Source organism: Cochleicola gelatinilyticus, from assembly GCF_001637325.1.
Classification (GTDB): domain Bacteria; phylum Bacteroidota; class Bacteroidia; order Flavobacteriales; family Flavobacteriaceae; genus Cochleicola; species Cochleicola gelatinilyticus.
This window is the reverse complement of the sequence record NZ_LRXL01000045.1, coordinates 350648-372647: the sequence shown is the minus strand read 5'-3', so window position 1 is coordinate 372647 and position 22000 is coordinate 350648. Positions and strand designations below refer to the sequence as shown.

Here is a 22000-nt window from a genome sequence, read left to right as displayed (position 1 = left end):
GTTGAATTGGCTCCTGAGCATGTCCGAGTGTAAATTGAAGCAGTACGAATATTAGCGATATTAATTTCATTTTGAATTTGCCGAAACATTTTTTACGAAATTTTATTTCTTAATAACAGGGCTCAGTCTTATTAAATAAGCAATGTGGAAAACGAACATCTACTGAGTCTTTTATAGTATATGTTTTAGTGCTATCTATTTTGCCATGCTTGTTATAATAGGTCCATTGACCGTATTTTAAATTATTTTTTACTTGACCTTTTTCTTTAATGAGTAAATCTTTTTTCTCAGAGATATCAGTTTGATAAAAAGTTTTTTTACTACCATTTCCATCCTTTAGTTTTTCCAAATAAATATAGCTTTCTATAAAACCTAACATTGTGAGTTCACCATTAAAGTTGAATAATTGATATTCCCATTGTTTAAAATTTTCTTGCTGATAAGAAGCTGTCATGTGACCATCCTCAACTTTCACTAACCATCTTTGAGAAGGGCTATATTGAAAAAGGATATCGACGTTGCCCAGTGGTTTGTCTTTTTCATATATAATGCCATCACGTATTTTAAATTCTTCCAGAACCCGACTTAAAGGCTTTAATTTGGAAATGTCGTAAGAAAATAAATCATTCGTGTTAGGATTAAGAATTAAATTATTTGTCCTCCAAAAATAAATGCTGTCTGCTTCAAGGGAACTAGGGTAATGCTCATTTATTACTAGGGGCTTTGGCTTTGATAAGTTGTTGTTTGTTTTGCAACTAAATAGCAATAAACACAACATAAAAATGAAGATGCGATTTTTATACCATTTACTGAGGAACACCGTTTTCAAATTTTATCGTTTTCACCATGTTGCCTTGTTTATCATATTCACACCATTCGCCTTCTTTTTTACCATTTTTATAGAATCCCTCTTCCTTTAGGACCCCTGTTTTGTAATAATAGTCCTTATACTTTCCGTTCCCATTTGAGCCTAAAGTGGTTCTGTAAAGTTCGTCTCCATCTAAATCATATACACGATATCGACCTATCATTAAGCCGTTGTTATAATTTTCGGTCTTTACTAATTTACTTTCGTAAGTGGTTTTCCAAAGGCCATGTTTGTATCCGTTTTTGAAATTACCTTCTGCTACAATAAATTGTGAATCAAGCTTAATTGGTGTGTCTGTCGAAATTGTCCTCTCTAAGAAAATCTCATATTTACGATTCAATTTTTTATTATCATAAGTATCAAAAAAGCATAGACGTCCGTTTTCAATCTTTGTTTTAATTTCCGATTTGTAAACCTTGATTGGAGGCGGCTCAACATTTTGAGAAAAACCTTTTCCTATAAAAATAATAAATATTAATATGATAAAATTTTTCATTTTTAATGATATTTTGAAATTTCTGACTGCAAAATTCTCCATTGATGTTTCCAGTAAGAAATCCTATTATTTGGATTACTTTGAATAATTAATCCAACCGAATCTTCTTCTGAATGGTAATCCATTATGTTTTCTGTCGTTGCTTGTTTGAAATTGGGCAATCCATCATAGTAATTATAATAAATATCCAATAGACCACGTGCGTCTGCATAAGGTCTTTTATAGCGACGCCATTCCTCTAAAATATCACTTCGTCTCTCATTATTTGTGACTGCCATTTAAAAAGAAATCAATTGAATTTTAAAAACGTTACACTTTTCAGTTTTTAATTGTAGATTTTTTCTTTAATTGAAAGATAAAAATCTAAGATAAATCTAAGATCTGCACGTATAGTATTTTTTTTATAGCTCATATTCGAGGTTATCGTATCCATATTTTTTGTAATTATTTTAATATGAATACCTCCGCCATCATATTCATTACCTAACTGACCGATTGTTTGACTTTCGGTCGTAGTCTCCACTTCTAATTTATTTATAAATTCTCTGTTTTTAACTTTGCTTTCGTAAGAGGATAGTAGGATTGATTCAGAAGGTTTACCAAACTTATAAGTGTACTCTTTAAGATATACACTGTCTTTATCTACTTCAATACTTTTAAATATATGCAATTCATAATTAGCGGGAACCGAAGCATTGTATTCCGTAAAGCTAATATAGTTGATATTGGTTGATTGTGAGTTTTCAGACGTTGTTATAATACCGACCGCATTGTTTTTTTGCTGGCATGAGAATGTTATAAGGAGAATACTATAAAATAATACTTTTTTCATGGCTTAATTTTCAATAGGTTAAAATTAAACTTCTATCCGAACGAATAATTGGCCATTGCCATTTAAAAAGAGAATACATTTTCCCTTTATACTTATTATCTCCAGAGCTATAATAGCCCCCACTTGGAGAAGGAGAACCTCTTTGCCAAGTATAATCCATGTAATTATCTGTATATCCTTGATAAAAATCGAACGGACTCAAGCTAGCTGAAAAGACATGTGGGAGGCTAAAAGAATGTCCACACTCGTGAATAACTGTTCTTTTACTGGAGAGACCAGAATTAAATATAACATAATGATTACCCCAAGTCATGGTTGGAATATCTAAAGAGCAAATTCCATTAATGGTTCCTGCGGAAATATCGGTATAAAAAAGATATGTTTTTTTGTTGGTACTATCATCTATTCCACCTACTGACGGTTTGTGTGTACCATACTTTAAATACAATGTTTCGATTGCCGACCTTATCGTCTCGGCACTCATAGAAGAATAACCACTCAAAAAGGCAGCTACATCTGAATTGGATGATAATGCTGTTAAGTCAAAATTAGTGTCAGTAGTTACTTCCGCTCTTATTAATGCTTGATTAAAAGACTGATTTTTAAATAAAAACTGGTAATCACTTCTTAAACTTGCCGATGTACTTCCAGTGATGACATTCACAACAACAATTTCGGCTTTTGGTATTACATCATTTTTGTAAACCATTAGCTTACCAACCTCTTCCTTTTGACTTCCTAATTGAGCAAACACCTTAATTTCAGTATGGGCAGCTAAAGGAGCATCCTTCGATTTTATATTTACTTTACCGCTTGAATGGTAATAAGTGCGTGTTAAACTTCCTCCAAGTGATTTGGTTTGTTTACTTCCTAGTAAAGTTTGTAAATTAATTTCTGACGGGGTCACAATTAAATTACGATTGCCTGATTCAAATGTAATCTTTGTAGCATCGCTCGATAAAGTTTCAATTTCTTCAATTTCAAGATCAAGAGTTACTCCAAATCTGTGCATTCTAGATCCATGAGCAAACTGAGCTGTTGTCGTATGTGGAAATATTGAAAGCCAAGCAGGATAATAATCTTTTCCATATGGACTTATCGGATTTACTACATCAGTGGTTTTGTATTCTGTTTTTAGCGCTCCAACATCCATACAAAATGGTGTCTTACCGGTTAGGGGACTTCCACTGTTGTTATGAGTTACTGTTTTAATAGGATAAATATACTCATCCCGCAACCAATCAAACCCGTATTCGCCCTGATAACTGCTGGGTCGTCTAAAATGAACCATAAATTTTTTTAGCACAGGAGCTATCGCCAAGGTAGAACCACCTGCAAAAGAACGCCCCGCTGCTTCAATACTATCAATAACTAACGTATGTCCCATATTATGCGTCGTTTTCTGTTTCGTTCCACTTTGTATCTATCTCGACCAATTTTAATGCCACGGTGCCATCTGCTTTTACACTTCCGGAATAGGTCAATTCCTTTTCGCCTTTTTTAAATTCTTTATTTTCTGAATCTTTTACCTTCACCGTGACATTTTCGCCCGGATCCATATTTTCGGTTAACACATATAATTGCGCTTTTTTTCCATAATCTGAAGCATCTATCTTTTCGTTGCCCGATTCGTCCATCCAATAACTCTCCACCACTTTTGGGGCTTTGTCGTTCCCCAGCATCGCCCCGGGAATCATTATGGCAATATCTTTAAAAGTTTCTTTGATGCTTCCGGCACTGTTTATTTGTGTGGGATCGGTAATGGTGATTTTTCCGCCGGTGGCACACATACATTCTGAATCTTCAAACAACCATTTTTTGCTGCCTCCTAAGGTGGATTTTCCGGAAGTTTTAGTCCATTTTTGAAGGGCAGGCACACAGGGTAAATAACTACTTCCCGAAGGCTTCAATTTACATTGTCCAAAAGTTTGTGGCACCTGTTTTTCCATATCGGTAGCCTTAAACTTTCCTTGAATCTTTACTTTCCGATTTTCTGTAACCAAAAGTTTAGCAGGTGTAAAACCTTGGTCACACTGAACTATCGCGCCATCCAACACATAAATTTTACTGCTCATTATTACTATATTTAAAGAGGTTACTGTATCTGCTTTGCAAACAGAAAGTTATAAAAAGTATCGATAAAAATTGCCATTATTTCTGTTTTTTAAAGGCAATAGCTCATGGTTTACTTTTATAAGTGATTTAAAAACTATTTTTTTGGTGTCATTTTCACAACATTATTTTTTAAATACGTTTCAAAGAGTGCTTGAAAATCTTCTAATGTTGAAAGCCCTTTCTCGGTCATTCTTCCTGACTCAAATATCTTATACATACCGTTATCTTTTTCAAAAGGAGTCCAATAAATACCACTTTCTATACCACCATTTATAGCCGTGACAACGTAACCACTTGCTAGAGACTTTTCCTCTTCAGTAGAAATTGGTTGATTATCTGTTGTTAGCTTAGAACCGATCAAAGAAACAATCGCCTCAAGATCTACAGAACCATTTTCCTTTATAGGATATTGTTTTATTAATTCTTCGAGCAGAGTAAAGTTTAAAAAGTAGGGCTCTATATTTATACCATTGGTAACCGAAAAACAAGCTTCCCTATCGGCTAGGCGATATGTCCTTAGTAGACTATTGCGTTTAGGTCTTTCGAACTTACAGTCATTTCTATGATTTCCAGCAATACGTTCCTCATCTATATTTAAAGAGATATTTAAGATTCCATGCTGGGGGGCGATGCGTAAACTAGAGAGACTATCTTTAAGGTTTTTTATGAGTACTGTTTTATTGTTTTTTCGAATCGTAATTCGATTGTAATAGTGAATGTCAAAAACATCTACAACTGCTTCGTAAAGGTCACCACTTATGTGTTTTTTTGTAACAATAGCCTTAGGTAGTATGGTATGGGTATACCCATTAATAATTTTATTATCGCGAAACGTTGATTTAAGATCGAGTATTTTTTTTCTACCTTGAACATAGCCATTTTTTTCTTCGATCATGATATCTTCTAAAAAATCAAACGAATATTGCACAGTTTTTCTTCCCTGGGCATAAAAATCGACCCAGAAAAAATCGGTCGATCCCATTTTAAAATACCCGCTATATGGCAGACTATCTTTGTAAACACCTTTGTATACATCAAGAGGTTGATCCACGATGGTGAAAGTGCTATCAGCTATTTGGTGTGCTGGCGTATTGGTATTGTTAGCGGATGGAGAGGGGATACTATCTGAAACACGTTTTTGTGCCACAGCCGGAGCCATGATCATTAGCGTAATTAAGCTTAGTACTATTTTTTTCATAAGGTTGTTTTGGAAATTTTATTACGGTGTTTAGGATCTATAAAAAGTTCGAATGAAGTTTCCTTCAAATAGTGTTCCTTAATTTCAAAAGAAAACCGAAGTTGTCCTTTAGTAATATAATGTTTAAGACCATCCAGCTCATACGAACCCGCATAATTAAAATTAAGATCGCAGTGGGCTCCTTTAGGAATTCCCAAAGAACCAATAAATGTATTTAACTTAGCTAACGGAAATTTAGGATGTTCTGTTTGTAATTCGCCCTTCGTGCCTACAGTAACTTGGGTAAAACCGGTATCAAACTTCTTGAGGGTGTGCTTTGCAAGTATCGGAATGGTATGAGTATGAATTCCGTTAGAAATAGCTTTCTCGATCAATATCGGCTGTTTACCTTTAAAGTCATGATTAAATAACTTCGGAAACAAAAAATTAAAGAAATTGTCTTCCAAAAATATATGTTGTATGTATTTATTCTGAAGCTGCCAATCGAAATCTGAAATCATTTCCTCTATATCGGGATATTCACTTCGTAGTTCTGTACGAATTTCACCCCAAGATTCTTGCACTCTTTTTGTGTTTACCAAACGTTGTATGCCATAATTTTTAGAAACTTCAAAAATGAGATGATCGTTTATTGCGGCCACTTGTAAGGCAATTTGTTGTGCTTTTGAAAATTTTTTAATGGGTGCTTTTTTTTTTGAAAGGAGAATGCGTTTATGAGTTTTTACCTCAATATGCATCGTGCCATTTTCTTTTTTCTGAAGCAATCGCAAAGAGAATTTTAAACCCATACCATTAAAAGAACCTTTGTTTTTCGATACGATCTTTGTTTGAATTTCAGCTACATAGGATATGGGTTCTTGAAGCGTAAGGGTACGGAGTGAAAGAGGATGCAATTGTGATCTCGGCATAGGCTTTCTATCTATTTTGACTCTTTTTCGAAGATGGTAACCGAAACATTTTTCACGAGTAATTCCTCTTCTTTAGTAACCACAAAAACTTGAAGAGCATCGTTAAATGTATCGATTCTAAATTCCAGACTAACAGCTTCATTTGGGTCTACATTACTAAAAGCATTTTGAATATCCTCTTCAGTAAAAGAAACTTTTGCAGCGAAATTATTTGAGTTTTTATCGGTCCATTCTAGACGCATGGAAGCGGGTAGTGCCCAATTATTTAAAATCCGATTTGTATTTTTATTAAAGAATTGCACCTCCTGTTCTCCATTCCACATTTGAATGCGAGCCATCTTAGGAGTAAAAGAATCTGCATGTTGAAGAACGACTTTCCATGGGTATGTTATGCGATAGTTCTCCCATTTTTCAAAAGGAATCATCCCTCTTTCGATTGCTTGTCTAGTGGTAGCATCAGAATGTTCATTAAGTGTAAAATCGGTGTATTCTTTCTCATTCATTTCGGTCGTAGGAATTAATGTATCGAACTCCATAGCAATGACCGTCCCTTTACCACTTGCAATTTCAACACGATGCGCCGTACCTACCAGCCAAACAACGACCAAACCACCGGGTGCGATTCCATAGCTTATGGTCGTAAAGGTTTCTGTATTTCCCGTTCGTGGATTAACAAATCCTTCTGTGAAATATTCTTCCATATCACGAACCGGTAATGTTAGATTTATAGTGTAATATTTTTGCTCAGCGAAAGAAAACCAAGTTGCTTCTAGCGAATTGGGTAAGGACTTCTTATCGGGACCCGAAAGATACACCGATCCAGTTTGTTGCCACCCAAAGTAAAGGGTACGTTTATCAGGGGTTTTAATAACAGATCCATCGGTTCCTTTAAATAGACCCTTTGATACATAAACTGGATAATTTTGAGGTGCTGTATTTGTTGGTGTCCATTCGTAGGTATTCATTGATTCGTTATTTTGTTGACAAGAAAGTTGAGGCAGACTACATATAACTAGTAGGAGCAATAGCATTTGCGTTCGTATCATCCATCTACAATTTTACGGTATCGCTCTCCACTAAGAAATCTTCTTCGCGGCCCCATGGTTAAACTTCCGTATTGTGCTGAAAAATGAAGAAACTGATTTCTGGTCTGTTTTAGTAATGCATAGTCTGTTAGTTGCACAGCGTACTCCTCTCTATTAATACTACCATTCCCCAAATCTTCATTAAGTTCATCGGGTGTTCTAAATACAAGAGGTGGCCCCTCATTATAAACATAATCGAAAATTCTATTTTTAATATCATCAAGATTTCCAGGTATAGGAAATTCTCCTTTAATACCTGCCCCATCGATTGGTAAGTTTTTTTCAACGGTGAAATCGGTCATGATCGTAAGTGGAATACGACAATATGTATTGGGTAAACTGTCTCGAACACACTTTAGAACACTATTTCTACCTATTCTCTTAACACGAATCTGATCCTCACGATACCATCCTTGTTCCAATAAAAAATCTTTTTCTCCTATTACAAAGGTGTGTTTTTCTTCGGCTCCATCTAAATATGTTCCGCCAATGTCACCATGTACGCCGGGTAATGAAAATTCTTTTCCCCTTCCAATAGTAGCGGCGCTATTAATATTGGTTAGCGAGAAATTTTTTCGATGCTCGTCGTATGCTGTTAAATGTAAAGTGAATTGTGCTCGCCGTATGGCATCTAACCCCAAGGCAGCAGTATCATTATCGTAGCTAAAAACTACTCCAGCTCCATGAGAAGAAACAGTATCGTACACACCTACAAAACGAACCACTAGGCGACGTACTGGAATGCCACTTTCCTTAAGTGCTAATCCTAAATGTCCGTGACGCGGTTTTTCAGGAACGGTGATTTTTGTTGCTCCCCAACCATTCCCAACATATTCGTCATGTTCAGCTACAAATGGTTTCATTACTTCATGAACCAGATTTCTAGCAGCGGCAGCACCACGACTAAACCCGAATACATCGATGGTAATAGTATTAATTTCTTCTACTCCTTTGTTACTTATTTCTGAAGCAACTGTTTTCAATCCTTTTTCTACTTTTGCTTCAACCCCAGTACTACCGGTTCCGAAACCTCCACCACGAATACTGTCTTTTTTATGATTTTCGGTACCAACACCTTCTATATACACTCCAAATGTGAGTAGGGTATCGGTTTGTTGCTTTCTATAGTACGGTTCCATTTTTGAAACATTGCTATAATCGTTTCCGAAGCTAGTCGCATCGATATAAGCGTTAGCAAGTTCAGGATCGTGCGGTAGTCCCGCCTCTCTATCTTCATAAGCAATACGTGCCGAGGTATTAGCTCGGTTATTCCAAGTACCATCTAGATAAACACCCACTTCCACATCATGAGTGTCTTCTGGAACCAGTTCTTCATAACTGGAATTGCCAACATAAACAGGTGCAGTTTGTACTTGAATACCGCTAAGTACACTTTTCGATTCTTGAGCTCCTGTGGGAGTTGATGTAAGATTTACATTTCCAGCCATAGATATCTTATTCTCCGTATTCTACTGTTTCTGCACTAGCAATGGTGATCTTACCGCCAGCATTTGTTTTAATTTCACCACTAGCATCTGTAGAAATCTCCTGCGCCTCTTGTTTGTATTTACTACTCAATACTTTAATCTCTTCGTTCACCTGCTTGTCTTCATTATTCGCAGAAATTAAAGAATCTTCTCCAATTGTTTCAGTTTTATTTTTTCCTACGGAAACATCCATATTTTCTTCCACATTAATTTGCATGTTTTTGGCATTCAGCGTCATGTTTTCAAGCGCAGAAATCATTATGTCATTTTTTGCTGTGTCAATACGAATTATATTTCCATTCTTATCGGTAATAGTAATGAATTCTCCTCCTTGTGTGTCATTAAACTCAAAGGTATGTCCACTTCGTGTTCGAATGGCTTTCACGTCGTTTGCAGCCGTTTTCCAACTGTCGGGTTTGGCACTTCCGTGGTAGAGACTTCCCATCATATAGGGGCGTTCTGCATTGCCACCTTCAAAACCGATTAGGACTTCTTCGCCCACTTCCGGAATAAAATGAAATCCTTTATCGCCACCCGCATGCGGCGTGACAATACGAATCCACGGTGTCATTTCACCCAAAGGTTTTTGCCAAGGGAACTCTACTTTAATACGTCCTAGTCCGTCTGGATCGTTGTTGTCTTTTACCACGGCCGATTGCGACTGACTCTTAGGATAGGTATTGATATTAGTGTTGGGATACGCATCAAATTCGGCCGTTATGGCTTCGAACCGATTCTGGTAATCGCCGTTTTCATTGTTGGTATGAGTTATGTTGGTCACTCTATAACTTCCGCCTTCAACTTTCACGATATTTCCGATAGAAACACCAGGATTATCGCTTACTCCAACGAGTTTTACTTGCTTAATTTCAATGGCTTTTTTCTGCGCTTCCACACCCGAATCCATGCGTTGTTTCGACTTCGGGTCGTTGTAAATGGGATTCCAGATCTTGGTTTCTTTACTGAAAATTGTATTTGCTTTGTTGCTTACAAATCCGCTGTATCCATTGACTCCAGAGGTAATTCCCTGCGTAGTTTTTTCGTGGGTTTGGTCTGAAAGATAATCGTTGGTAAAATATTTGTAGTTGTGAGATTGCGGCATCAACTCGAGGTGATACTCCTTCAGATCGAAGCTATAGGTTAAGGAAAGTTCTTCGGTACCTGGTTTTCCGAAGATTAGTTTTTTTCCGTCGTAATAAAACCATTCTCCATATTGGGAAGCGAGTCTGCTGATGTAATCGTAAGAACTTTCATCGTGCTGAACAGAGTAGTGGAGGGTGGCATCGTTTTTTGGTTGAATGGCAACTTCCAATTTCGATTGGTCGTAGCCTTGTATGGAGGAATTTACAATTTCTGAAAGTGTGGTATCGATATACGAGGCATAGTGCGCTCCATCGTCTGCAAGGTAAGTTGGACTTTGGGCTTTAATAATAATTTCATCTCCGGTGGTATGATTAAAGCCTTTTACGTTCTTTATTTGCGTAACAACCCCTTTAAACTCCAGTTCTTTGTAACCACTGAAGGTATCGAGCGAAGTAATTTGAAGGGTAATGGTTTCTCCCAGAAAGTTCTTGCTTTGTTCTCCTAAAGAATCTGAAAGAGTTTCGAGTACATCCATACGACAAACCACTTCTAACATGTGGTGTGAGTCGATCTGTTGATGTAGCATAATCCGCTTAAAAACAGGAACTTGAAATCCTCCAATAAATAATGTGGTCTTTGATTGTAATGCCATAACCTTTCAATTAGATCTGTTGTATCTATAAATATAAGGTTATCTGTTAAGAATGTCAACTCCTGGCAAGATAAAACGTTTGGTTTTCAGAAATAAAGGGCAATAAGAAAGTCTGAAGATCTCTTAAAATTATACGTTTAAAATTAAAGCCCTACATGCCTCTATGGAGGTGTATTTATTGCTTATATAACCCCATACGTTTCTCATTGTATTTTTTCCAGTTCATATTCCCCGGGATCGCTTAAAATTTCGTCTAACAAGTTCGATGTAAAGAGGTGCACACCGTTGTTGCTATTACGAAGTGTGACGACAGACTCCGGATTTTTTATGTCTTGTAGAATTAGTTGGTCTTTATTTTGCTTTGTGAGCAGCAGTGATTGTTCCTTATTTTCAAGATAACTGTCAATGCGAAGTGTAGCTGCGTCTTTCGTAATGTTTAGATTGATGGTACCCCACGCTCTCGGGTCTGCCGATTCGCTTTTCATTCGTAAAAATTTTCCCTTGTAAGTGCCAATCCATTTTTGCGCTATTTCTGAAGTATTTTTTTTTGAAAAATTCCAGGCTTTTAGGGGGACTCCATTTTCTAAAATTTGGAGCACACGGGCGTTTGATTTTTCCTGAATAACGACATCGATCGCAATAGAACTCAAATGAATCGTATCAACAATTCGATACAATGCCACGTCATCATTCTTTAAAAATTTTTCCAGAGAGAAAATGTAACCACCCGCGGCATCGGTATAAATACTGTATTTTATGCTATCTATTTTTGTTTCTTTGGAAGCGATCACTTTTACATCGTTAAGTTCATCACTCGCATAAAACTCCCGGTCTATATAAATATCACTTTGTGAAAGCTGTTCTTCTGAAGCAACTTCTGTATTGTCGGATGAATTTCCAGCATTTTTATATTTACAGGAAACACTGCAAATTATAGCCAGACATAGAATAATTATTTTTTTTAGTATCATAATTAATTACCGGTTTGTGATGCTTCATCTGGACTCGTATTTACGTCCGCCCCTAATTCAGCAATTGTTGTTAGTGGATCCAGACGTCCACCTGTTCTGCTACTTGTATTTCTTACTTCAAAATGTAAATGATTCATTTTTGCTGCCTGACCAGAAGCATTTCCAGATTTCCCTGTTTTTCCTATTATATCTCCTGCTTTTACAGTATCTCCTTTAGCTACATCTCTTTCAGATAAATGTGCATAAAAGAAATAGTAGGTCGATCCATTATATGTTCCTTTTATACCTAAGGTATTTCCGTAAGTCCCTGAAATATAATCTTCATAAATTTCACCGTCAACACAAGCATATACTGTTGTTCCTATAGGAGCATATAAATCGAGACCATCATGGTGGTTAGAAAAACGTATCGGTGCGTCCCCATGATCACTGGAACCAGGATAAAACCCACTGTTATACCAACCTCTTAATTCCATCGTATCTAAAGGATGATGCCAGCCATCGGAAGAATCATTACAACAGCTATATCCAAATTCACTCAAAAAACCATCCGGTAAATAGAGGTCACTATCACCTGCCAATTCCTCTTGTAGAAATGTTTCATAAAGAGCCAAAGCTTCGGTCATAGTTTTATTTGGCTGTCCATACCTTCCCTCATTTTCATTCATTGGAAGACTGGCCCATTCCCGACTCCCGTATTCCGCAGTGGCTTCTCTAATATTTCCGGCGATGATCAATTCTAACATTCCGGCTCTCTTGTGTTTGAATAGGACAATACAAAAACGGTCTTGACTTAACTGTTCAAAATTTTCTATTCCATATTGTGTTCTTCGCGTGATCATATTTGCATCATCCCAGGTATAGCCCATCACTTGATACGCTCCGGCGGCACTTGAGGTAGTAGCACCGAATGGTCGCTGAATTCTTGGGTGATCCGACATATCCCTGTTATATGGTGGAGCTGTGAAATCGACACCTCCAAATAGGGTTACATAACCTCGCTCACCAACAGTACCTTCACCAACACGTAACATGCGCATATAGGCACGAACTCTTGCCTCACAGACGCATATTCCTCCAATTACAAAATAATTTTCCTTTTGAGCCGTAGTTTCAGTTTCGTCGCTTTCTTCATTTTCCGCAGTATCGCTATCATTATTGATTTCATTTAAAAATTCTTCTTCGTATAGCTCTTCTTCCCCTTGAGCTGAAGCTTTAAGCCAAAGTTTCCCCCAAACTTTTTCGGTACTATACTTGGGTAGATTAAAAGTATGTCCCGTTTCAAAACTAGCACCCTCGGTTAAAAGTTCTGTGATATTCTCTTTCTTTACTATAAAGTCTGGAGCGAGAGCTTCATTGCTTTTTCGTTCAATACTACTAGCGATGGCTTCTGCATCTCCTTCAACAGAGAAGCTGTTTGCCACTTCATACGAATATGTATCTGACTGTTTACCATCAAGTTTTTCTTTCCATTCCTGTAAATCTTCATCAGCTTTAGGTCTCAATCTAATAGGGATCGCGATAAACCCTTCATCAATAGTTCCTTTTAACTCTGTAATTTCTTCTAAATCTTCTGAATTTTGAACTTCTTCCGCTGCATCATCTCTTTCAAGGACGGGTAGGGGCGCATTGGCACCTACCAACAGTTCCTCCTTTTCTTGGATGGTTATTGTAATTTCCTTTTCATCTAGGTTGGTTGTCTTTGCAAAAACATAGAGGTCACTTTCAAGAGGCGCATTGTCGGTCTTTACATACTCCGGAGTCATTTTATAAATTTCAAATTCGACAGTACCTCCGTTTCCTGCTCCGGCAGAATTTGATCCCGCATAAGAAGGCTCAGTTAGGGCAGCTTCTATAGTGTCTACTTTCGCAAACTCTTTCCGTGCTGCGAGCTCATCTTTTATAATAGTAAGAATTTCCCCCGCAACCGTAGCTCTTGTTTTACTACTAAAATTTTGAGTATTTCTGAATTCATAGCGATACGGACTATTATCGGCAGTTTCGTTTCCACTTGCTTTATATTCTTTTTTAGCAAAGTAGGCTTCATTAATACCATCGGTCATACCATCATTGGCAGCGGTGGAATTCATGTCGGGTTGTTCCGTTTCTTCGGTTTCCGTTTCTATAGTTTCCTCATCTTCTGAAGTTGTCTCGGTTTCAGTTTCGGTTTCAGTTTCATCTTCAATAACTTCAATCGGTTCTAAAGGTCCTGCTTCAATACTTCCTTCTGGTGGAAGCGTTGGTTCTACAGGAACCTCTGGTGACGTTGGAATATTTGGAGGTTCAACCGGACTACTGGGAGGTCGGGTTAAGACATACGTAGCTGCGGCGGCTACAACTACTACAACGAGAAGTATTAACATCGTTCTTTACTTTTTTTAATTCAATTTTTATAATGCATTATATAAGATGCTTTGTATCATGCAGGAGAAACTACTTCTACATCGGTAGGTTCCACGCTATCAATTTCATTTTTTTGAATGTGATCTTTTATTTTTATAGCCACGCCTCCATAATTGCATTTAATGGTCGAACATTCTAAAAGCGCTTTGTTATCCTGAATTAAAATCTCACCGGTATTAATCCATTTTGCAGGTGCAATCAGTGAAACACACGGGACACTTTGTTTATCACTTTTTTTACAATTACCCGTAAATTGAAGGTTTGCCTTCTTGCTATCTGCAACGGTAGCCCAAGTCTTATCTTGTAATTTTACCATATTGGAAGTAACCACTAATTTACCTTCCGGTTTGGTACAGAGACTGCACTCGATTTTCGCATTATTACATACATATTTTCTTCCTGCCATGGTGCTAAAATTTAATTGGTTCGCTTCAAATTATACAGTTGTTGTTTTGAATAATTTTCACCAAACCCTGTTGCTATAGATACATTCATTTGTTCTAACAAACCTGTTTCAGTTTGAAATTGATAGGTGCCACGATAGTGCTTTAAGGCAAAAACAGCGTTGGCATCTAAGGTTAACAAAGCCATTCTTTTTACGGGTACTTCTGAAGGGGTTAAACCATCTTTTAATGTTCCCTGAAAGGATAATGTATCGAGACCATTTTCTGTTTTATCAAATAGTACGGTTTCTTCAAAAGTCATCGAACGCTCATAAAATAAGGAATCGATGTGTCGTTCTCTTGTAGACGATTTAGTGGCAACATTAGAATGTTCTGTTAGTAATTCATTAAAGAACAGCCCATAATTTCTATACTGGCGCATGTCATGTAATAGGCCTTGTGGATCTTCTATTTTTCGTTCTATACTCTTCATATAGGTTATAAATGCATTTCCTTTAAATTCGGTGAGTAGCTTCGGTTTTATGCGATACCACTTCTCTAATATTTCTTCATAATTTAATAATTCAGTAAATAGTCCATTACTATTCATTCTTAACCTAACCTTTTCTAACGTACCTGCAATTGCGACACTTAAATTTTCTTGTTTTTTCAGCGTGGAGTCTAATTGCATTTTCAGATTTTCAACATTTAATCTTACTTCAAAGTCTGAATATTCCAACGGTTGAATTTGCATAGTACATTGCCGTTCTAGGGTTTGCTTTTTTTCAACATTTTTTAGTAATGTATTTGTTATAATTTTCTGATGATAGCTCGCATTCTGTTCTGTCCTTGGAAGTGTGAGCATCAGGTATTCCTGAATGTATCGCTTCATTAATTACCCTTTACTAATTTTTACATCGCCATTTCCCTGTAACGTTGAAACGCCTTTTGAATGTATCGTCATATCTCCAGAAGTAGCAATTAAATTGGCAGTTGCTGAATATTGATTGTACAATGCGGTCACATTAACCGACTTCGACTGTGCCACGGTTTCGATACTATTGCCGCTATTTATAATGTGATTTTTACCTACACTTTCAACTTTATCTTGCCCTACATTTATCTCGTAGGTTTCGGCAACATTCATTTGAACATTCTTTGCGTTAAACGTCATAGTTTCTAAAGCCGTAATGGTCATATTATTATTCGCGGTATCGATCGTGATTAGGTTCTTATTTTTATCGGTGATCGTGATAAATTCTCCACCAGATGTATCATTCAATTCAATGGTGTGTCCGCTTCGTGTTCGAATGGCTTTCACGTCGTTTGCAGCCGTTTTCCAACTGTCAGGTTTGGCACTTCCGTGGTAGAGACTTCCCATCATATAGGGGCGTTCTGCATTGCCACCTTCAAAACCGATTAGGACTTCTTCGCCCACTTCCGGAATAAAATGAAATCCTTTATCGCCACCCGCATGCGGCGTGACAATACGAATCCACGGTGTCATTTCACCAATTGGTTTCTGCCAAGGGAATTCTACTTTAATGCGTCCTAGTCCGTCGGGATCGTTGTTGTCTTTTACCACAGCCGATTGCGACTGACTTTTAGGATAGGTATTGATATTGGTGTTGGGATACGCATCAAATTCGGCCGTAATGGCTTCGAACCGATTCTGGTAATCGCCGTTTTCATTGTTGGTATGAGTTATGTTGGTCACTCTGTAACTTCCGCCTTCAACTTTCACGATATTTCCGATAGAAACACCCGGGTTATCACTTACTCCCACGAGTTTTACTTGCTTAATTTCAATCGCTTTTTTCTGAGCTTCCACACCCGAATCCATACGTTGTTTCGCTTTGGGGTCGTTGTAAATGGGATTCCAGATCTTGGTTTCTTTACTGAAAATTGTATTTGCTTTGTTGCTTACAAATCCGCTGTATCCATTGACTCCAGAGGTAATTCCCTGCGTAGTTTTTTCGTGGGTTTGGTCTGAAAGATAATCGTTGGTAAAATATTTGTAGTTATGAGATTGTGGCATCAATTCGAGGTGATACTCCTTCAGATCGAAGCTATAGGTTAATGAAAGTTCTTCGGTACCTGGTTTTCCGAAGATTAGTTTTTTTCCATCGTAATAAAACCATTCTCCATATTGGGAAGCGAGTCTGCTGATGTAATCGTAAGAGCTTTCATCGTGCTGAACAGAGTAGTGGAGGGTGGCATCGTTTTTTGGTTGAATGGCAACTTCCAGTTTCGATTGGTCGTAGCCTTGTATGGAGGAATTTATAATTTCTGAAAGTGTGGTATCGATATACGAAGCATAGTGCGCGCCATCATCCGCAAGGTAGGTTGGACTTTGGGCTTTAATGATGATTTCATCACCGGTGGTATGATTGAAGCCTTTTACGTTCTTTACTTGCGTAACAACCCCTTTAAACTCCAGTTCTTTGTAACCACTGAAGGTATCGAGCGAATTAATTTGAAGGGTAATGGTTTCTCCTAGAAAGTTCTTGCTTTGTTCTCCTAAAGAATCTGAAAGAGTTTCGAGTACATCCATACGACAAACCACTTCTAACATGTGGTGTGAGTCGATCTGTTGATGTAGCATAATCCGCTTAAAAACAGGAACTTGAAATCCTCCAATAAATAATGTGGTCTTTGATTGTAATGCCATGATTAATTTTTTTTCGTAATTCGGTCTTAATTCTCTAGTTCTTTTAATGGGGTAAATACGAATGTTTTGCCAATGTCTTTTTTATAATCGATTCCAATAACTGATTCCAAAATAGTATTTGAATTGTATTCTGAAAAATAACAATTAAAATACAACGTATGAGTACGTACACCGTTATGAGTTATAGAATCTAAACGAAGTTTTTGAAGTTCACTAAAAGTTGCTTCATCCGAGAATAACGACCTATTAATTTTTTTAGTAAAAATGGTATCGACGCTCTTCTTAAGAATAATTGTTCCTTCATGTTCATTACAAACCGTTACATTGTTTCCTTCAGAAGAAAGTACTCGAAGCTGTTCCAAAGGATTTAATGTAATTGAAATGGAATACGGCTCATTGTACATGGAGGTGCTTACTTCTTTGGGTTCAATGGTCCTATTAAAGCCGTTGCAATAGGTAGTATCTATACGTGTGGTTGATGTCTCTTCAGAAATAACGGGTGTGGTAGAAGACTTTTTTTCTTTACAAGAAACACACAAAATGATTAGAACAATGGGGATAATTCGTACCATAAATTAACTGCTAAAAATATTATAGGTTAGTAGGTAACGCCACGAAGCGACCCGTTCGAGTGCTAGATTGTGTACTTGTTTAATGGATGTTCCATTGCCATTCATAAAGTCGAATCCACCATTTGCCTTTAATTCTCGTTTGGCATCACCCTCACCTTGATAGTATGCGTATACCCAGTAAGCAATTTCATCTTCGGTAGGGTTAGAATAGCCAAAAGCATTATAATGAGATTCAAACAAGCTTTTTCGATGTGCTATAATAGCCCCAAAACCATCAATTGCACTCTGCATGTCTTTAAACTTAGCACTTGGAACAACTTCAACACGATTTTTTTCTGCACGTCGTACATCGTACCTTTCATATTCATCTCCAATATTATAATCAGAAGGAAGGTATTTTTTAAATCTTGGATATTCTTGCGGAGAACTAAAATAATCGAGACCTAATGCTTGAAAACCATCCACTTGTTGATCGGTAATTAAGACGCCATTTCTAAAATTATCATCAAAATCTAAATGATTTACGCCTAATCCTTCTCCCGCAGCAATGGTAAATAGATAGGAAGGTTTCATGTTAATTCGTGCTGCTACCTTCTCGAAAATAGGAACTATTGGTTGTTCTTTAGGATCATTTGCATAACCGCCATACGCCTTTGGAAGCGTATTATATTTCTTTTGTATTTCGGCTTTGACCTCTAATTTAGTCTTCTTTCCCATTGTAAAAAGATTAATTAATCACTAATTATATGAAGGTTATGGCATGCTTTTATGCACTAATTATAACGCTTCGTACATAGCAGGCTGCCGGTATGTAGAGTATGAGGGTATCATTAGATTATTATGGTAACTTTTTTTAAAAGGTATGATGTGTGATTCATGCACATCCTTAATTTTGTCTAACAATACCTAAAGATATATCAATTATTTTTTTGTTTAAAACACTTTAACAAATTAATGTTGTCCTACATTACAACCACAACCAGGTTGCATTTCACCGACATTTTCTTGGTGCCACGGAAAAGAATTGTTGTAACTATTTAGTTCCCAGAAGAATGGCTTTCTTTCTTTTGGGTGGTTACCCACTTCATGCATTGTGTTTGCATCGTACATTCTCCCATTTATTAAAACCTTTTCAATACTTAAGGTGTTTTCAATATTATCTAAAGGATTATTATTTAAAATTAAAAGATCAGCGAGTTTTCCTTTTTTTAACGATCCAATATAGTCGCCTGCACCAATATATTCTGCAGCATTTATGGTAGCTGCTTTTAGTGCCTCCATGGGAGTCATTCCTCCTGCGGCAAGCATCCAAGTCTCCCAATGGGCTCCTAAGCCCTGTAATTGCCCATGGGCGCCCATATTCACTTTAACCCCAGCATCTGTTAGTTGTTTTGCAGTTTCAGATACTAAAACATGTCCATTCTCATATTCTTTATCTGGAGCCATATTTCGGTGTCTTGAACGACTATCGATAATACTCCTTGGAGTGAATGTTAATAGTTTCTCATTTTCCCATACATTGTCTCGTTGGTAATAGTAATATTCCCCATTTAATCCACCATAATTTACAATTAGGGTAGGAGTGTAGCCTGTCTTACTTGTTTTCCATAGTTCAATTACATCTTTATATATGGGTGCAACAGGAATGTTATGTTCAACTCCCGTGTGACCGTCAATAATCATCGTGAGATTATGGAAAAAAGTAGAACCTCCTTCAGGTACCACATTAATGCCTTGTTCTCTCGCTGCCTGCATAACTTGCTGGCGCTGTTCACGTCGTGGCTGATTGTAACTTTTTACACTTTGTGCGCCAAATGCTTTGGTACGTCGTATGCTGCTTCGAGCATCTTCAATATCATTGATCACCGCTTTAAAATCACCATCGGCACCGTACAAAATAAATCCGGTAGAATAGAGTCGGGGTCCTACAAGATCTCCCGTTTTTTGTAATTCTGAAAGAGAAAAAACAGTTTCAGTATTTGCAGAAGGATCGTGTGCTGTAGTAACTCCAAATGCAAGATTTGCCATGAACTGCCAATTTTGCTGTGTCGTTAATCCGTAGCGAAATGCACCGATATGAGCGTGCGCATCGACCATTCCAGGCATAATCGTTTTACCTAGTCCGGGTACAATAAGGGCATCGGAAGGTACAGGAGTGCTCGCTGCTTCTCCGATCGCTTCAATGGTATTTCCATTAATAATTACAGTTCCGTTTTTAATCACTTTGTCACCATCCATCGTGATAATCGTAGCATTGGTTATGGCAATTTTTCCAGAGGGTTTGTCAGCAGGAACCGTAAGCCCTATTTTTATTCCAGTATTATTAAGTTCTGGAACTTTTTCGGGGGAACCCGGTAAATAGTTGAAGCGATTTTTTAATTCATTACTAAAATATTCATCCCCTAACGTCCATAGTACTTTTTTACTATCGGGTGACCAATGAATATTAATACCCGCATCTTTTGCAATTTGCGACACAGGAACCGATTTTGAAGCGTCATCCAGATCGATAGGTTTTCCGTTTAATACTAAAGGCGCAACATAGACTTTATGTAAATGGGTAAAAGCAATCCAATTATTGTCGGGACTTGGTACCAAACGATTGGCATATTTAGAAGAAAGATGCTCTTTTTCGTCGTTACCATTTAGGTTAACACTAATTAGTTTTTTGATGAGATTGCCAAAATAAGTACCTCCTGTTTGAAGAAAGATTCGCTTACCATTCGCGCTGAACACAGGGTATTCCCCTTTTTTAGTAACAAAAGTTTCCTTGCTTCCGTCATTATTCATGGTATAAATTCCAGGCTTCTTTGTAAAGCTAAAACCTTGATCTGAATTTCCTTTTTCTTTTCTGAAAACAAGAGTGCGTCCGTTAGGAGCATAGGAGGGAGTACGATATATTCCTTTTTCTGAAGTTATTTTTTTTGGAATTCCTCCTGAAACTGGCACCGTAAAAATGGCACCTTTTTCAATATCGTTCCAGGTAACGAAAGCGATCTCGCTTCCATTAGGGGATAGGACCGGTTCGAATTCAAAATCGGTGCCGGTAGTTAGTCTCAGAGGTTTTCCGTTAGGTAAATCTTTTTTCCAAAGATGTCCAACTGCATTAAAGATAACAAATTTTCCATTAGGAGCGGTTATTAAATGACGAATAACTTTCGGGGTAACTGTTTCAGAATCAATGGGATTGTTGAAGTGAACGGTTTCTGCGATGTCAATTTTCACATCTACGGAAAAAGGAATGTTGGTCACATCAAGGGTTTCAGAATTAATTTTATGAATTTTTCCTTTACTCCAAAAGACCACGTCGCGATTATTAGGCAACCAATCGAAATTAGGATATACGCCAAAAATTGCCCAAGCTTCCATTTGGTCCTTACTAAGTTCGTCGTAGATAGGCATTTCTGTACCACTTTCTAAATCATGCACGTACAACACACTTTTTTCACGAACTCTTTTTATAAAAGCAAGCTTGGAGTCGTCGGGAGAAAGCGTAGGTCTTGCAGCACTTCCAGGGCCTCCTGTAATGGTTTCGGTTGTGCCGTCTTCGAAGCTATAGCGTTTAATTACATAGATCTGGCTGTTCGGATTTTTATTATACTGAAACGAGCCTCCTGGATACATGTCTTCGCTGTAATAGAGATATTTTCCGTCTGAAGATATAACAGGTTCATTTACATCCTGTTGATCGTTCTTGCGCTCAGTTAATTGAATTCCACTTCCTCCAGTTCGGTGGTATTGCCAGATCTCACCAGCTCCCAGACTTCTTCCGGACGTGAAGTGCTTGCGTGCTACGAAATAATTGCCGTCTGGCATCCAGAATGCATTATTTAATAATCTAAAATCTTCTTTGGTTCGTTGTTCGGCGTTGCTTCCGTCGGCGTTCATGATCCAAATATTATCACCGCCACCAGCATCACTGGTAAAAGAAATGTACTTTCCGTCTGGGCTGAAACGCGGCTGTACTTCAAAAGGAATTCCAGTTCGTAGTTTTTTTGCTTTTCCTCCAGTAATGGGAATCGTATAAATATCTCCCAAAAGATCGAATACTATGGTTTGTCCGTCCGGACTTACATCTAGATTCATCCACGTGCCTTCTTCGGTAGAAAAGGAATGTGTTTTATAGTTAAATTCTTTTCCGGGATTTGAAACATCCCATTTAACGTCTTCTTTTTTAGTTTTATCTTTTTTCTGAGCGAAGGTAAGACCCGAAATAAACAGGGCAATTAGGAAGGTAATTCGTAACATGGTTGTGAGTATAGTTGAAGGCTAAAGA

The 22000-nt window shown here is 37.4% G+C and carries 19 protein-coding genes; all 19 read right to left on the bottom strand.

Going from position 1 to position 22000, the window contains the following annotated elements:
• Positions 1-109: 109 nt before the first annotated feature.
• On the bottom strand, positions 110-829 hold the full coding sequence (locus tag ULVI_RS12245) for a CBM20 domain-containing protein (RefSeq protein WP_157632615.1): 720 nt from the start codon (positions 827-829) through the stop codon (positions 110-112).
• Positions 807-1364: a toxin-antitoxin system YwqK family antitoxin gene (locus ULVI_RS12240; protein ID WP_068593069.1), complete on the bottom strand. Its 558-nt coding sequence runs from the start codon at positions 1362-1364 to the stop codon at positions 807-809. The genes ULVI_RS12245 and ULVI_RS12240 overlap by 23 nt, the downstream gene beginning before the upstream one ends.
• Positions 1365-1366: 2 nt before the next feature.
• On the bottom strand, positions 1367-1642 hold the full coding sequence (locus tag ULVI_RS12235; protein ID WP_068593068.1) for a PLP-dependent aminotransferase family protein: 276 nt from the start codon (positions 1640-1642) through the stop codon (positions 1367-1369).
• 47 nt (positions 1643-1689) lie between these two features.
• Positions 1690-2196 carry a hypothetical protein gene (locus tag ULVI_RS12230; protein WP_068593067.1) on the bottom strand — a complete coding sequence of 169 codons (507 nt, stop codon included), beginning with the start codon at positions 2194-2196 and terminating at the stop codon, positions 1690-1692.
• A gap of 10 nt (positions 2197-2206) precedes the next feature.
• On the bottom strand, positions 2207-3583 hold the full coding sequence (locus ULVI_RS12225; RefSeq protein ID WP_068593066.1) for a zinc metalloprotease: 1377 nt from the start codon (positions 3581-3583) through the stop codon (positions 2207-2209).
• 1 nt (position 3584) lies between these two features.
• A complete protein-coding gene (locus ULVI_RS12220) occupies positions 3585-4271 on the bottom strand; it encodes a DUF4280 domain-containing protein (protein WP_068593065.1) in 687 nt (228 codons plus the stop codon).
• Positions 4272-4405: 134 nt separating this feature from the next.
• Entirely contained in the window at positions 4406-5509 is a 1104-nt protein-coding gene (locus ULVI_RS12215; protein WP_068593064.1) for a hypothetical protein, read from the bottom strand.
• Positions 5506-6417, bottom strand: a complete 912-nt coding sequence (locus ULVI_RS12210; RefSeq protein WP_068593063.1) for a hypothetical protein — start codon at positions 6415-6417, stop codon at positions 5506-5508. Before ULVI_RS12210 ends, ULVI_RS12215 begins: the two co-directional genes overlap by 4 nt.
• A gap of 11 nt (positions 6418-6428) precedes the next feature.
• On the bottom strand, positions 6429-7448 hold the full coding sequence (locus ULVI_RS12205) for a DUF2931 family protein (RefSeq protein WP_262485582.1): 1020 nt from the start codon (positions 7446-7448) through the stop codon (positions 6429-6431).
• A gap of 11 nt (positions 7449-7459) precedes the next feature.
• Positions 7460-8950: a phospholipase effector Tle1 domain-containing protein gene (locus tag ULVI_RS12200; protein ID WP_068593061.1), complete on the bottom strand. Its 1491-nt coding sequence runs from the start codon at positions 8948-8950 to the stop codon at positions 7460-7462.
• Between the two features lie 7 nt (positions 8951-8957).
• Positions 8958-10724, bottom strand: coding sequence for a type VI secretion system Vgr family protein (locus ULVI_RS12195; protein WP_068593060.1), 1767 nt, complete (start codon positions 10722-10724; stop codon positions 8958-8960).
• 203 nt (positions 10725-10927) lie between these two features.
• The gene (locus tag ULVI_RS12190; protein ID WP_068593059.1) at positions 10928-11695 is read right to left on the bottom strand and encodes a hypothetical protein; all 768 of its coding nucleotides are present in this window, start codon (positions 11693-11695) and stop codon (positions 10928-10930) included.
• Between the two features lie 2 nt (positions 11696-11697).
• Entirely contained in the window at positions 11698-14058 is a 2361-nt protein-coding gene (locus tag ULVI_RS12185; RefSeq protein WP_068593058.1) for a peptidoglycan DD-metalloendopeptidase family protein, read from the bottom strand.
• Between the two features lie 56 nt (positions 14059-14114).
• Complete coding sequence (locus tag ULVI_RS12180; RefSeq protein WP_068593057.1) at positions 14115-14504, bottom strand: DUF4280 domain-containing protein; 390 nt, start codon at positions 14502-14504, stop codon at positions 14115-14117.
• A gap of 11 nt (positions 14505-14515) precedes the next feature.
• The gene (locus ULVI_RS12175; protein WP_068593056.1) at positions 14516-15373 is read right to left on the bottom strand and encodes a hypothetical protein; all 858 of its coding nucleotides are present in this window, start codon (positions 15371-15373) and stop codon (positions 14516-14518) included.
• Positions 15374-15376: 3 nt separating this feature from the next.
• The gene (locus ULVI_RS12170) at positions 15377-17152 is read right to left on the bottom strand and encodes a type VI secretion system Vgr family protein (RefSeq protein WP_068593055.1); all 1776 of its coding nucleotides are present in this window, start codon (positions 17150-17152) and stop codon (positions 15377-15379) included.
• A gap of 26 nt (positions 17153-17178) precedes the next feature.
• On the bottom strand, positions 17179-17724 hold the full coding sequence (locus ULVI_RS12165; RefSeq protein ID WP_068593054.1) for a hypothetical protein: 546 nt from the start codon (positions 17722-17724) through the stop codon (positions 17179-17181).
• 3 nt (positions 17725-17727) lie between these two features.
• Positions 17728-18441: a hypothetical protein gene (locus ULVI_RS12160; protein ID WP_068593053.1), complete on the bottom strand. Its 714-nt coding sequence runs from the start codon at positions 18439-18441 to the stop codon at positions 17728-17730.
• Between the two features lie 234 nt (positions 18442-18675).
• A complete protein-coding gene (locus ULVI_RS12155; protein ID WP_068593052.1) occupies positions 18676-21972 on the bottom strand; it encodes an amidohydrolase family protein in 3297 nt (1098 codons plus the stop codon).
• Between the last annotated feature and the right edge of the window lie 28 nt (positions 21973-22000).